This window comes from Gemella sanguinis ATCC 700632 (assembly GCF_000701685.1).
Classification (GTDB): Bacteria; Bacillota; Bacilli; order Staphylococcales; family Gemellaceae; genus Gemella; species Gemella sanguinis.
The window spans coordinates 46,063-60,378 of the sequence record NZ_JNJO01000004.1 but is presented as its reverse complement, the minus strand read 5'-3'; the positions used below and the strand labels follow the sequence as shown (position 1 = coordinate 60,378).

General features: G+C 29.0%; 16 protein-coding genes. 1 reads left to right on the top strand and 15 read right to left on the bottom strand.

The genetic code is table 11. The features are described from left to right. The 10 genes from T369_RS0103400 to tsaE all read right to left on the bottom strand — a co-directional run bounded on the left by T369_RS0103400 (position 1) and on the right by tsaE (position 8,230). On the bottom strand, positions 1–465 hold the full coding sequence (locus T369_RS0103400) for a ComE operon protein 2 (protein WP_031551741.1): 465 nt from the start codon (positions 463–465) through the stop codon (positions 1–3). Positions 466–469: 4 nt separating this feature from the next. Beyond that, positions 470–1,114, bottom strand: coding sequence for a ComEA family DNA-binding protein (locus T369_RS0103395; protein ID WP_031551738.1), 645 nt, complete (start codon positions 1,112–1,114; stop codon positions 470–472). 155 nt (positions 1,115–1,269) lie between these two features. Continuing rightward, complete coding sequence (gene mnmA / locus T369_RS0103390) at positions 1,270–2,382, bottom strand: tRNA 2-thiouridine(34) synthase MnmA (protein ID WP_006364929.1); 1,113 nt, start codon at positions 2,380–2,382, stop codon at positions 1,270–1,272. A gap of 1 nt (position 2,383) precedes the next feature. After that, positions 2,384–3,505, bottom strand: a complete 1,122-nt coding sequence (locus T369_RS0103385; RefSeq protein ID WP_031551734.1) for a cysteine desulfurase family protein — start codon at positions 3,503–3,505, stop codon at positions 2,384–2,386. 189 nt (positions 3,506–3,694) lie between these two features. After that, entirely contained in the window at positions 3,695–4,792 is a 1,098-nt protein-coding gene (locus tag T369_RS0103380; protein WP_031551731.1) for a hypothetical protein, read from the bottom strand. Between the two features lie 23 nt (positions 4,793–4,815). Beyond that, positions 4,816–5,631, bottom strand: coding sequence for a phosphotransferase (locus tag T369_RS0103375; protein WP_031551729.1), 816 nt, complete (start codon positions 5,629–5,631; stop codon positions 4,816–4,818). 21 nt (positions 5,632–5,652) lie between these two features. Then, positions 5,653–6,693: a tRNA (adenosine(37)-N6)-threonylcarbamoyltransferase complex transferase subunit TsaD gene (tsaD, locus tag T369_RS0103370; RefSeq protein ID WP_006364933.1), complete on the bottom strand. Its 1,041-nt coding sequence runs from the start codon at positions 6,691–6,693 to the stop codon at positions 5,653–5,655. Next, entirely contained in the window at positions 6,680–7,132 is a 453-nt protein-coding gene (gene rimI / locus T369_RS0103365; RefSeq protein ID WP_006364934.1) for a ribosomal protein S18-alanine N-acetyltransferase, read from the bottom strand. The genes tsaD and rimI overlap by 14 nt, the downstream gene beginning before the upstream one ends. Further along, positions 7,116–7,784, bottom strand: coding sequence for a tRNA (adenosine(37)-N6)-threonylcarbamoyltransferase complex dimerization subunit type 1 TsaB (gene tsaB / locus T369_RS0103360; protein ID WP_006364935.1), 669 nt, complete (start codon positions 7,782–7,784; stop codon positions 7,116–7,118). The genes rimI and tsaB overlap by 17 nt, the downstream gene beginning before the upstream one ends. Then, positions 7,772–8,230 carry a tRNA (adenosine(37)-N6)-threonylcarbamoyltransferase complex ATPase subunit type 1 TsaE gene (gene tsaE / locus T369_RS0103355; protein ID WP_006364936.1) on the bottom strand — a complete coding sequence of 153 codons (459 nt, stop codon included), beginning with the start codon at positions 8,228–8,230 and terminating at the stop codon, positions 7,772–7,774. The genes tsaB and tsaE overlap by 13 nt, the downstream gene beginning before the upstream one ends. 152 nt (positions 8,231–8,382) lie before the next feature. On the opposite strand from tsaE, the gene T369_RS0103350 reads away from it, so the two are divergent. Next, on the top strand, positions 8,383–8,922 hold the full coding sequence (locus T369_RS0103350; protein ID WP_006364937.1) for a thermonuclease family protein: 540 nt from the start codon (positions 8,383–8,385) through the stop codon (positions 8,920–8,922). Between the two features lie 45 nt (positions 8,923–8,967). Here the strand turns inward: T369_RS0103350 and T369_RS0103345 are convergent, their stop codons facing one another. The 5 genes from T369_RS0103345 to rpsI form a co-directional block, all read right to left on the bottom strand. Next, the gene (locus tag T369_RS0103345; protein WP_031551724.1) at positions 8,968–10,347 is read right to left on the bottom strand and encodes an amino acid permease; all 1,380 of its coding nucleotides are present in this window, start codon (positions 10,345–10,347) and stop codon (positions 8,968–8,970) included. A 194-nt stretch (positions 10,348–10,541) separates the two neighbouring features. Further along, positions 10,542–11,657 (bottom strand): alanine dehydrogenase, encoded by a 1,116-nt coding sequence (gene ald, locus T369_RS0103340; protein WP_006364939.1) that lies wholly within the window; start codon positions 11,655–11,657, stop codon positions 10,542–10,544. A gap of 570 nt (positions 11,658–12,227) precedes the next feature. Further along, positions 12,228–12,830 carry a 30S ribosomal protein S4 gene (gene rpsD / locus T369_RS0103335; RefSeq protein ID WP_006364940.1) on the bottom strand — a complete coding sequence of 201 codons (603 nt, stop codon included), beginning with the start codon at positions 12,828–12,830 and terminating at the stop codon, positions 12,228–12,230. A 233-nt stretch (positions 12,831–13,063) separates the two neighbouring features. Further along, positions 13,064–13,729: a gamma-glutamyl-gamma-aminobutyrate hydrolase family protein gene (locus T369_RS0103330; protein ID WP_031551721.1), complete on the bottom strand. Its 666-nt coding sequence runs from the start codon at positions 13,727–13,729 to the stop codon at positions 13,064–13,066. A 182-nt stretch (positions 13,730–13,911) separates the two neighbouring features. After that, positions 13,912–14,304 (bottom strand): 30S ribosomal protein S9, encoded by a 393-nt coding sequence (gene rpsI / locus T369_RS0103325; protein ID WP_006364942.1) that lies wholly within the window; start codon positions 14,302–14,304, stop codon positions 13,912–13,914. Positions 14,305–14,316 lie beyond the last annotated feature (12 nt).

Here is a 14,316-nt window from a genome sequence, read left to right as displayed (position 1 = left end):
TTAATTATTATCTAATAACCTTTCTACTACTGCTTTAACATCGTAGTCTACTTTTCTTACTACAACACCAGATTTTTCTAATAACTCCTGAGCATATTCATTATTTCTGTAATCATTAGCATAGCATATTTCCTTTATGCCAGCTTGTATTATTGATTTGGTACAATTTAAACATGGAAAATGTGTAACATAAATAGTTGCACCTTCTGTGCAAACACCAAATTTTGAACATTGAAGTATTGCATTAATTTCTGCATGAATCGTTCTTACACAATGTCCCTCTATAACTTTGCAACCAACATCTATACAATGTTCATCGCCTTTAATTGAACCATTATAGCCTCCCGCTATTATTCTCTTATCTTTAACTATAGTTGCACCTACAGACAATCTACTACACGTTGATCTAAGCGATAGTAAATGACTTTGTGCCATAAAGTATTCATCCCAACTAATTCTTTGCATACAATTAAACCTCTATCTTATCCTTTATTTTTTCAAAAGTTGACTTTCCTATTCCTTTAACTTTTGTTATATCTTCTTTACTTTTAAAATCCCCATTTTTTTCTCTATATTCTATAATTGCTTCAGCTTTTGTTTTTCCAATACCAGATATTTTCATAAGTTGTTCTTTAGTAGCTGTATTTATATTTATTACCTCACTATTAGATCCATTTGAAGAACTTGATGAATTCATAATCTGTTTAGGCTTCTCCCCATTTTTTAATACATAAACTACCATTTGGTCTTTAAGCTTTTCACTTAAATTTATATTGGAAGTATCTGCATCCTCTAATAATCCGCCTGCTTCTTCAATTATATCTTTTACTCTCTTATCTTTTGTGGATTCGTAAACTCCAGGATTTTTAACTGCTCCTTTTACATCAACAATAACTTTTTCACCAGATTCTTTCTTATCATTTTTATCTTTATCAGAATTGATTTGATAATTTTGTGCAGAAAAATTAGCGTCACTATAATCTTCTGTTTTAGATCCAGAAAAGAAAAAGTAATATACTCCTCCAACAATAAATAAACTACAAATTAATGCTAAAAATATAGTTTTAATATTTTGTTTAATAAAAATAACAAAATCCTCTTTAGTTATTTTCATATTTATTCCCCCTTAATAACTATATTATATCATTAAATAAATAAGATTTATACTAGAAATTTATTATTATTAATTTTCCTTAGTTTATGTATACTAAGGAATAATAAAAAGGCTACACATAACTTATACTTTGATGTGTAACCTTTATTTTTTACTTATACTTGAAGTTTTTTACCATCTTTATAAACTTCATCAATTGTTGCTCCACCTAAACAGATATCTCCATCATAGAAAACTACTGCTTGGCCAGGTGTTACAGCTCTTACAGGCTCTTTATAAACTACTCTTACTTTATCACCTTCTAATATCTCAACCTCAACTTCTGTATCAGGTTGACGATATCTAAATTTAGCTGTACAAGTAAATTTATTAGGTTGTGGATCTTTAGTTGTAAATGATAAAGAACTTGCTAATAAACTGTCTGAATATAATTTTTCATTATGAAATCCTTGGCAAACATATAAAATATTGTTTTCTAAATCTTTTCCACATGCAAACCATGCTTCACCATCTGTATCTTTTGTACCACCAATACCTAATCCATGACGTTGTCCGATTGTATAGTGCATTAATCCAATATGTTCTCCACGAACATTACCATCTAAATCTACCATTTTCCCACTTTGAGAAGGTAAATATTGCGATAAAAACTCTCTAAAGTTCTTCTCTCCAATAAAGCAAATACCAGTAGAATCCTTTTTCTTAGCTGTGGCTAATCCTGCTTCTTCTGCTATTCTTCTTACATCTTTCTTTTCTAGTTCTCCAACTGGAAATAGAATATTTTTAATTTGATGCTGTTTTAATTGTGATAAGAAATATGTTTGATCTTTATTATTGTCAACACCTCTTAATAATAACCTTTGACCATTCTCATCTTTAACTCGAGCATAGTGTCCAGTTGCCACATAATCAGCACCTAAATCTTCAGCGTATTCTAAAAAGGCTTTAAACTTAATTTCCTTATTACACATAATATCAGGGTTTGGAGTTCTACCTTTTTTATACTCATCTAAAAAATATGTAAATACTTTATCCCAATACTCTTTCTCAAAATTTATTGAGTAATAAGGAATGTCCAATTGCTCACAAACCTTAATTACATCCGCATAATCTTTCTCTGCGACACATACTCCCTTATCATCCTTCTCTTCCCAGTTTTTCATAAAGACACCTATAACATCATAACCTTGTTCTTTTAATAGATATGCTGTTACGGATGAATCTACTCCACCACTCATACCAACTACTACTTTTTTTCCGTTGCTCATACTAATTCCTTTCTATCAATCTTTTTTCCAATTTATCTATTTTTGTAATAACTTCATCAATATCATCTTTAGTAATATCAAAACCTACACTAATTCTTACTGAGTGCGCAGCTCTTTCAATATTATACATCTCCGTAATGATTCGGCTCCCTTTAATATTACCGGAACTACACGCCGAACCTCCAGAAATATAGATATTTTGTGCATCTAAGTATGTTATTAATCTCTGTGCTTCTATATTTTTAAAGTAAATATTTAATATATTTGGTAAAGAATTTTTTACTGATCCATTCACCTCAAATTCTATACCACTTTGTTCTAATTTACTAATGAAATAGTTTTTTAATTCTCTTAGTTTTGGAATTGAACTTAGTGTTTCTTCTGTACAATCTGCAAGAATCAGTGTTCCTAGTAAATCACTAGTTCCCGAGCGAAGACCATTTTCTTGCCCTCCTCCTAAAATAAATGGTTCAACATCCCCATTTTTTGCATATAAAAATCCAAAATTATTAAGTGAACCGATTTTATGTGCAGATACTGAAGCGAAATCAAGCCCCAATTCTTTTACATCAATTTCCACTTTTCCAAATGCTTGAACTATATCACTATGTAAAAGAATATCTTTATCTACAATAAGTTCTGAGATTTCTTTTATAGGATTTAATACTCCTGTCTCATTATTAGCTAACATAATTGAGATCAAAACTGTATTTTCATTAATTTTTTCTTCTAATTCATCAATATTAATAGCCCCTGTTTCATCTACATCTAGTTCATGAACTTTAAATCCATATTTTTCTAAATGTTTAGCACTAGATTTAACTGAAGGGTGCTCTATCGATGAAATGATTACTTCTCCACTGTTGAATCTACTTAAAACATGATTGAAAACTGTATTATTACTTTCCGTCCCCCCAGATGTGAAAATTATTTCTTCTGATGTAGCATTAATAAAGTTAGCAATTTTCTCTCGACTTTCTCGTGCTAGTTTGGCATTCTTTTTTCCTAATGTATGTCCGCTACTAGGATTCGCATAAATTTCTTTTAATATATTTAAGTTCTTCTCTATAATATCAAAATGTTTCCTAGATGTTGCTGCATAATCTAAATATATATTTGCCATAACATCGCCTCCTATTTTTAATCTACTATATTTTATCATAAATAAAGGTCAAATTAAATCAATTACACTTTAGAAGAGCAATTAAATATTTCAATTCACTCTAATTTTCAGCTATAAATACTAAATATTTTTACTTAAACTAAAAAATAATCCCTCCCTTATTATTTAAGAGAAGGATTAATTTATAATTTAGAATTCCACTGAACTTTTACTTGAGAAAATTCTTATTACTACTGCTAAAGCACCGGAAATGTATAACAATATACTAAATGATCCCATTATATTATAGTTAGTAGTAATAAAATCTAAAGAAATAGCAAATAAGACTATCATGTAAGTTAAATAAAAAAATGTCATTGGATATAATAATAATTTTAAATTCCTACCAATAGTAACTTTTTTTAATGATCTAAAACAAATAAAAATAATTATTGTTACTATAATAAGTAATAAAGAAATATAATTTATATTTACAAATAAATAAGCAGATATAAGTGAAAGCCAAATTAAAGTTAGTATTATTTTAAATAAACCTACATAAAATTTATAAACAAAACCACTATAATTTACTAATTTAAATAATGAATTACATACAAATAAAGCTACAACATATACAGTTAAAAATATTTTATATTTGTATTCAATATTATAATACGCTCCTTGTGTATACAGTGATAAAATATTCATATATAAATAAAATATAATAATTGGTATATATGCCCACTTATACATTAAGAACTTACTATTTTCAAAATATGGTATCTCCCATTTAAACAGATCTTGTCTCTCTATTATTTCATAAACAAGACCACTTAGATAACATCCCACAATTAAATTAAAAAGTATTTCTTTAAAATTTAAAGGCGCGTAAAACAATAATAAAAAATTAACTGCATTAAAAAAAGCAACTCCAAACATACCTGCCATATAAATAATAAAAGTAGGTATTCTATTATTCTTTACTCTTTCCTCGTATTTTTCCAAATATACTGTATTCTCAAAATATATATAATCAAATATTTTAGATATATTAGGATCATCTTTTTTTAAGTTTAACATTCCTGCTAATAAAGACTTTATTGGAAAATATTTAATTTTAGTAAAATCTAATTTACAAAGTTCCCACCAAAAATCATCATCAATCTCAGGATTCTTTTTTACCAAATCAAAAAGCTCTTGCCATGTTTTTAAATCATTAATATTAAAATATAATTTATTTAGTAATGCTCTTGCAATTCTATAGTTATGTCTTAGTTCCGCTTCTTTTTCATCAATATTATTATTCACTTACTACCTCTCTGTTTTTTATTTTATATTTGTAAAAAGTTCTTCACATCAGTTAACATAATTAAACCTAATTTTTCAAATTCTCTATCTTCAATTCTCATAGTATAGTTTAAAATCCCCATTGAACTAATAAAAATTAAACAATACTCCAAATTTCTAGAAATTTTCTTTTTGTTTGACTCTCGATAGTATTCTTTTAAAAATATGTCTTTTTTCTCCTTATTATTATCTAAATCATTATAGAAAAATTTTATAAAATCTAAATAATAACTAGCATACTTTGCTCTTTCAAAATCGATAAGTATTATATTTTTGTTATATACTTTTATATTTCTTAAGCAAAAATCCCCATGAATAGTCACTAACGAATTCTTATATTCTCCTTCTAAATCACATAATAATTTGAAAAATTCATAATAAATTCTACTAAGCAAATCATATTCTTCTCTTTTTACTAAGCGAGTAAGATTATATTCTAAAATCTTTTTTAAAGATGTCTCTTTATATTTCCCTTCATCTATATACTTTTTTTTATGGAAATTAGAAATTAGCTTAGCTATATTTTTTAGTACATCATTCCCCATATCACAAGTAACTAAATCACTATACTCTCTATAAGTAAGTACTAATATGTTATTCAAATAATCACTAGTTATATAAAGTGAACTTTCATTCTTTAAAATTTCATTTTCAAGAATAAATTTATTTTCATCTTTAAATATTTTTATAAATATATTTTTTTCATATAGTTTGGAATACCCAACATAATGTTTATTTTCAGAAATATGGTTTACTTTTTCTAATTTTGCTAAAAATCTTCTTTCTAATTTCTCTTTCATAATAAACTCCCTAAAAACAAGCTACTTAAGTATTTCTTCTAAATCTAGTGTAGATTTAGCATTTAGTGTTAATGGATTAGTAAATAACTTATTCTTATAGTAAAAGTATCCTACAGCACCCATCATAGCCGCATTATCACTGCAATATGCCATCTGTGGAATTAGTACCTCTATATTTAGTTCCTGCTCTAAATTTAGAATTTGTTGGCGTAATTCACTATTTCCTGCAACTCCACCAGCAAGGATTAGTTGCTTAATACCTAAGTTTTTTATAGCTTTTTTTGTTTTTGTAATCAAAACTTCAACTACTGCAGTTTGAAAACTACATGCTAGATCTTCTGGAACAATTGCTTCTCCACGTTGATTAGCATTATGAACAAAATTTATTACTGCTGATTTCATCCCAGAAAAACTAAAATTATAATCATCACTATCAATCATTGCACGAGGGAATTTATATTTATCCTCTCCCAGTTTTGCAAGTTTATCAACCTTAGGGCCACCCGGATAATCTAGCTTTAATTGACGGGCAACTTTGTCGTATGCCTCTCCTACTGCATCATCGTGAGTTGATCCTATAATTTCAAAATCAAGTTCACTTTTTATATAAACTAGCTCTGTATGTCCTCCACTTACTACTAAAGCTAGTGATGGATAAGTTATATTATTATCTATATTACTTGCATAAATATGTCCTGCTATATGATGAGCAGCAATTAATGGCTTATCCAGAGTATAGCTTAATGTTTTTGCAACATTCACACCTACTAAAAGAGACCCTATTAGTCCTGGTCCTTGGGTTACACATATCGCATCAATCTCATCTAAAGTCATTTTCGCTTCTTCAAGTGCTTCTTCTACAATTTGAATAACAACTTCAATATGTTGTCGGCTCGCAATTTCTGGAACAACTCCTCCAAATTGTTTATGTGTTTCTATCTGACTACTTACTATATTAGAAAGTACTTTTTTCCCATTACAAACTACCGCGACACTCGTTTCATCACAACTTGTTTCAATAGCTAAGATACTTATATTATCTATTTTATTAATCTCTTTCATTGCTAAAGTCCCTTACCATTACATAAGCATTTTCACCATTATTTTTATAATAGTTTTTTCTCATATCAATAGTTGAAAATCCTGCTTTCTCATAAACAGTTATTGCAGGCATATTACTAACTCTCACTTCTACTAATGCTTTTTTTACACCTTTTAATTTTAACATTTGCATAACATATGTAAAAAATATTTGTCCAAGTTTTTTGTTTTGATGAGGTTTATCAATGACAATTTTATTAATTTGATACTCATCTGCTACTAACCAACCTCCACAAAAACCAATAATCTCTCCATCATTAAACAATCCATAATATTCTGAATTCTCATGTTCTAATTCTGATTTGAACATATCGTATGTCCAAGCATCTTCAAAGTTTTCTACATCAATTTTTGATAATGCATCTAAATCATTTACATCAACTCTATTTATTTTTATCATTTTCTAATTCCCTTTCTGCTTCTGTTTTTCTCAAATATTTTGGTTTCATGTTATAGAAGTCTTTTATTTCTAATGCATCATAAATTTCTATTATATTCCCAGAGCGTACTGGACTTTCATTATACTCAGCATCTAACAATTTTTCCTTCAATTTTTTTATATCTTGCCCAACATATATAAAATCTTTACCTTCAGACTCTAAAAAATCATTTAATTCATCAAGTGAATAATAACCTTCCTCTTTAACAACACTCAGCTCATTATTTGTTTTTTCATAAACAGCTGAAAAAACATTACCACGACGTGCATCTATAAGAGGTACTATTAATTTATTACTGTTAAATTCCAATAGTGCTAATAGTTTTAAACTTGAAACTACTTTAAGTGGTAACTTTAAAGTAAATGCCATTGTTTTACATACTGCGGCTACTACCCTAATTGCAGTGTATGATCCTGGGCCTTCACTTGAAATAATTTCTGTTAAGTCAGACTTAGTTTTATTTGCTGCTTTTAAGCAATTATCGATCTCAGATAATATTACTGCTGATAGATTATTATTACATTCCAAGTTTTTTTCCGCTAATATGTTTTTGTTTTCTATACATGCTATCGAACAAAATCCATTCGACGCTTCCACCACTAAACTGACCACTCTGCTTTTATCCTTTCTTCTATTTTACTGTAAATACCACTTGAGATTATTTCCACTTCTCGAACATCATTTTTAATTCGTATATTAAAAACTAAACGCTCCGCTGGTAAGTATTCTTCAATAAATTCTCCCCATTCCACTACACATATATTATTTTCATAGAAAATATCTTCAAAGCCTAAGTCTTCATCACTATTTTCTAATCTATATGCATCAATATGGTACAATCTGCCTTTTGGAAATTTATATTCTTTCATAATATTAAAAGTCGGTGAATTAACAACTGCTTTTACACCTAGATATTCTGCTAAATATTTAGTAAATGTCGTCTTCCCAGCGGCTAAATCACCATTCAACATTAAAATAAGTTTATCATCTATACTATTAGCAACAATCTCTGCTAAACGTTTTGTATCTTCTAAATTTCTAATTACAATATTTAACATTTTACATCCTTCTAAATCTATAATTTATTACCATAATCTATAATAACATATTTATGGATTTATTCCAACATCAAATAAAGTTGTTAAATCTACTTAATTAAAATGATTTTTTACTCTTAAAATGATAAAATATAAGTTAAGGGGGAATAATTATGAATAAAAAGATATTTTATATATTTTTAGGGTTTTTTACTAGTATCTTTATTCTATTATTTATTATTTCTAATAATATTAATACTAAATATAAAACTGTAACAATTAATAATGTTTCCATTAAAGGTGATACTACAAGATATAAAGTGAATTTTGTTGAAAAAGTTGATGGAGATACAATAGTTGTTCGTTTTAATAAAAAGGATTTAAAAGTAAGATATTTACTTATAGATACTCCTGAAACAGTTAAAAAAGGTGTAGAAGTACAAAAATATGGTCCAGAAGCTAGTAATTTAAATGGCGAAATACTTTCAAAAGCTAAGAATGTTGAAATTGAATTTGATATATATGAAAAAGAGGATAAATACCATCGTGCTCTCTGTTATGTTTATGCGGATGGTAAATCGGTTCAAAAACAACTTTTAGAACAAGGCTTAGCTGAAATTAAATATGTAAAAGAACCTGATACAAGATATTTAGCTGAATATCAAAGAGCGCAAAACTCAGCGAAAGCAAATAAAAAAAATTTATGGAGTTAAGAAGAAAAAAGAGTAGAGATTTTAATTATCTCTACTCTTTCTTTACTATTTGTCTTTAAGTTTACTATTTTTATAAGAATATGCAAAGTAAACTACTATACCAAATGCTACCCATACCGCAAAAATAGTCCAAGTAGTTACTGTTATACTTGTTAATAATCCAACAAATAAAACTATTGAAACAATTGGTAAGAATGGCATTAATGGAACTCTAAATCCACGTTTTAAATCTGGATATTTTTTAGAGAATACAATAGTTGTATAACTTACTAAGGCAAATGCAATAATTGATGCAAGGTTAGCTAAGTCTGCTAATTGTCCTAGTGGTAAGAATCCAGCTAATAAAGAAATAGTAATCCCTAGTCCCCATGTAACTATACTAGGAACTTTGTTTTTATTAAGTTTAGTTAAGTTTTCTGGTAATAATCCATCACGTGCAATAGTATAAGTAATACGAATACCTGCAAACATGAATGATAAAATACCAGCCATTAGACCTATAACTGCTCCAAGAGAAACAATACCAGCTACTTTATGTTGTCCAACAACTTCTAATACGTAAGCTAGTGCATCCCCTTGTCCTAGTTCTGTGTAGTTTACAATACCAGTTAAAACTAAACATACTAAGATATAAAAAGCTGTACAAATTATCATAGTGATAATAATCGCACGAGGAACTGCTTTTTCAGGATTGATAGTTTCTTCAGCAGATGTAGAAATAGCATCAAATCCTAAATATGCAAAGAATACTGTTGTTGCAGCTAACATTACACCTTGGAATCCTGTAGGTGCAAAATCATTTGTCCAGTGAGTTGGTTCTACATAAAATGATCCAACAACTAGGAAAAGAACTACAATACCAACTTTGGCTGCTACCATTAAGTTATTAACAGTTTTACTGCTTGATGTACCTTTTGATAAGATAAATGTAATAACTAATACAATTATTACAGCTGGTATATTACCATAACCACCTTGAGATGGTAAAGTAATAAATTCTTTAGGTAAATCAAGTCCTAACCCTGCCAATAATCTTGCAAAATAACTTGACCATCCATTTGCAACTGTTGCAGATGTAAGTACGTAACCACCGATTAGTACCCAACCAACAACATAAGCAACGATTTCCCCTACTGAAACATATAAATAAGTATATGTACTACCACTTGAAGGAATAGTCGATGCTAATTCCGCATAACATAAAGCAGCTAAACAACATGCTAATCCGGCAATTAAGAATGAGAACACAACAGCTGGTCCTGCTTCTGCTGAAGCTTTACCAGTTAGTACTAGTATCCCAGAACCAATAATAGCTCCAATACCGAATAGTACTAAATCAAGTGTTTTCATAGTAGGATTAAATGTTTTTTTTCTAGCTTCTTCTAAAATAGATTCAACTGATCTTTTTCTTAAAACACTCATAATAACCTCCTAATTATTTAATTATTTTTGAAATAATATGTTATAAGTAAGTACATTATAACACGTTTTCAAAACTTTTTCTATAAGAAATAAACAATATTTATACCTTTTATAAATATATATTACTATTATTTAGAAAAAGGAGCGGAAAACAACTTCTCCGCTCCTACTTATTTTTATATTTTAAAAAGTATTTATTAAAGAGCAGCTTCTACAGGAGTATATTCATATCCTAAATCGTCTGCTACAGCTTTGAATGTAACTTTACCGTTAGCTACGTTAATACCAGGAACTAATTCTGGGAATCTTGCTACTGCTTCTTTAAGACCTAAGTTAGCAATAACTTTAGCATATTTAGCTGTTGCATTACATAAAGCGTAAGTTGCTGTTTCAGCTACTGCACCAGGAATGTTAGCTACTGAGTAGTGTAATACTCCTTCTTCAACGAAGATTGGGTTATCGTGACTTGTTGGACGTCCTTCAGTATATTCAGTTGTACCACCTTGGTCGATAGCAACGTCAACAATTACACCACCATCTGGCATATCTTTAATCATTTCTTTAGTAACAAGTTTAGGTGCTTTAGCTCCTGGGATTAAAACTGTACTTACTACTAAATCAGCTGTTTTAATTGCATTTGCAATATTTAATTTATTTGAGTAAACTGTTTCAACTTTACCACCAAAGATGTGTGATAACTCAGTTAAACGATCAAGATTAACGTCTAACATAGTTACGCGAGCTCCTAATCCAGAAGCTGCAGTTGCTGCTGCAGTACCTGCTACCCCTGCACCAATAACTACAACATGTCCTGGTTGAACCCCTGGAACACCTTGTAATAATTTACCTTTACCACCTTGAACTTTAGATAAGAATCTAGTTCCTTCTTGAATAGCCATTCTACCAGCTATTTCACTCATAGGTCTTAATAATGGTAAACCACGACCTACTTTAACTGTTTCAAAAGCAATACCAATTGTTCCTGAATCAACCATTGCTTTAGTTAATTCTGGATCAGCTGCTAAGTGTAGGTATGTATAAATAATTAATCCTTTTCTGAAATATTTGTATTCAGAAGGAATTGGTTCTTTAACTTTGTAGATTAAATCAGATTTATTCCATACATCTTCTGCTTTATCTAATAAAACAGCCCCTACTTTTTCGTATTCTGCATCTGAAATCCCTGAAGCAAGTCCTGCTCCTTTTTCAACATATACTGTGTGTCCGTCATGAACTAATTCCCCTACTACACCAGGTATTGCTGAAACCCTACTTTCATTATTTTTAATTTCTGTTGGTACTCCGATAATCATTTCCCTTACCTCCTTAATTTCTTTGTACTTCTATAATAACACATATTTTTCTGTAATGAAAGCGATTTTCTGATGAAAATGTCTTTGAAACTATTTTCTTTAAATATTTATTTTTTAAGTATTGAAAAAAGCCATAAGTATAGGGATACTACTCTTTAAGAATACAAAATATATTTATTTTTATAAATGAAAAGAATATAGAAAAACAGAAATTGTTTTTCAATTCATACAGTTTATTTATCGGATTATTGTAAATAAATTATTAATCATTATTTATTTTTTTCTTTATTAATTTGTATAAATAATATAAGTTCATAGGGATAACAACAAAAAAATGAAAAGAAATTTGAAACAACAAATTCTTCTGAAAATAATATTTTCATTTTCAAATTAATTAAATTAATATGAAACACAATTTTAAAATGTTTTATAACTGTTTAGTTTCAAATAATAAAAAAAAGCATTAAATTATTGTTTAAAAATAAATAATTACTTTTCATTTTAATAGTATGTTCTTATTTAAAATAAAAAACTTTGTTATGTGAATAACATAACAAAGTTTTTTATTTATTATCTGCTGTAGTACTCAACGATAAGTTGTTCGTTGATTTCTGGGTGTAATTCACTTCTTTCAGGGAATCTTACCAATGATCCTTCTAATTTATCGGCATCAAAAGTTAAGTATTCAGGAACGAAGTTTGTAATTTCAACAGCTTCTTTAATGATGTCTAGGTTTCTAGATTTTTCTCTTACTGAAACTACTTGTCCTGGTTTAACTGCGTAAGAAGCGATATCTACTTTTTTACCATCTACAAGAATATGTCCGTGATTAACTAATTGTCTAGCTTGACGGTTAGTTCTAGCTAATCCTAAGCTGTATACTACTGAATCTAAACGAGTAGCAAGTAATGCCATAAAGTTAGCACCATGTAAACCTTGAAGTTTACCAGCTTTATCGAATAATTTACGGAATTGTTTTTCATTCATTCCGTGTAAGTAACGAAGTTTTTGTTTTTCTTGTAATTGTAAACCATACTCAGATAGTTTTTTTCTTAAGTTAGGACCATGTTGTCCTGGTGCGTAAGGGCGTTTTGCTAACTCCTTACCAGTACCGCTTAGTGAAATACCTAAACGACGAGATTTTTTCCAAGTTGAACCTGTAAAACGAGCCATTTTGTGCTCCTCCTTTTTCTTTTTGTTTTTATGTATTTAGTAAAACAAAAAGCACGATTATCGTTGTTGTATATGTTATAAAACTGGAACTTCGCCTAGCAGCATAGGCTACGAGTTGCCACATTAAAAAATGTATAACATAGAGGCAATAACAATTAATCTACTGCTATTATTTTACACAAAGAATAGTTTATCATTATTTTAAATAATAGTCAACTATTTTAATTAAAATTTTATTTATCACATAATCCTAAAAATTTTCTAAATGTATCAAATTCTAAATCAACTTCTGGATGCCATTGAATTCCAATTAGTTTGCCATTTTCAATAGCTTCTATTATTCCATCTTCAGCAATAGCTGTAACTTTAAATCCATCTGCTACTTTGTTAATAGCTTGATGATGAATAGTATTTACAAGAGATTTTTCTCCATAAATAGAATATAAAAATGAATCTTTCTCAACTGTTATATTATGTTTTATTAAGCCATTTTCACTTGTGTGATTATCTATATGTTGCTTTAGTGTTCCTCCAAAATATACATTTAAACTCTGTAACCCACTACAAACACCAAGAATTGGTTTATTTGACTTATTAAATGTTTCTATTAATTTAAAGTCTAATTCATCTTCATAATCATCTTCTGGATACTCTATATTTTCATCAGGTTCTTCGCCATAGTATTTAGGGTGAATGTCCCTGTCTCTTCCAGCAATAATAAGGCCGCTACACATGGCAGCAATTTCCTCTATTCCATTTTGTGAGCATACAGGAAATAAAATGAATCCTGCTCCTTCTGCTACGTCAGAAAAATATCCATTCACATATAATCTTCTTTTTTCCAAACCTGTAGCAGACTTATAATCGACACTTCTTCCCGAAATTGCAATTATTTTCATGTGTTAGTCCTCCTTATCTTATTTATAATATAACTTTAAAAAGTTTATAGTTATATATTATATAAATTTTAATTAATATTGTCAAGTTAACTTTCAACTTAAATATATTAATCATATAAAGTTAAAAAAAAGACACCAAAGAGATTCTTTGATGTCTTGACGCAATTGGTATAAGACCAATATTAACGTTTTGAGAACTGAGGAGCACGTCTCGCACCACGAAGACCGTATTTTTTACGTTCTTTCATACGAGGGTCACGAGTTAGTAATCCTGCAGGTTTTAAATCTTTACGGTATTCTGGGTTTACTTCTAGTAAAGCACGTGCAATTCCGTGACGGATTGCTTGAGCTTGTCCAGTGTATCCTCCACCGATAACGTTAACTAAAACGTCATAGTTACCTGTAGTAGATGTAACTTCTAAAGGTTGCATTAAATCTAATACTAATGATTCTAATGGTAAGTATTCACGCATTTCTCTGTTGTTAATTACAACTTTCCCTGTTCCAGGTACTAATCTTACACGTGCTACTGAGCTTTTACGGCGTCCTGTACCGCGATATTCTACTTGTGCCATTTAATTATTTCC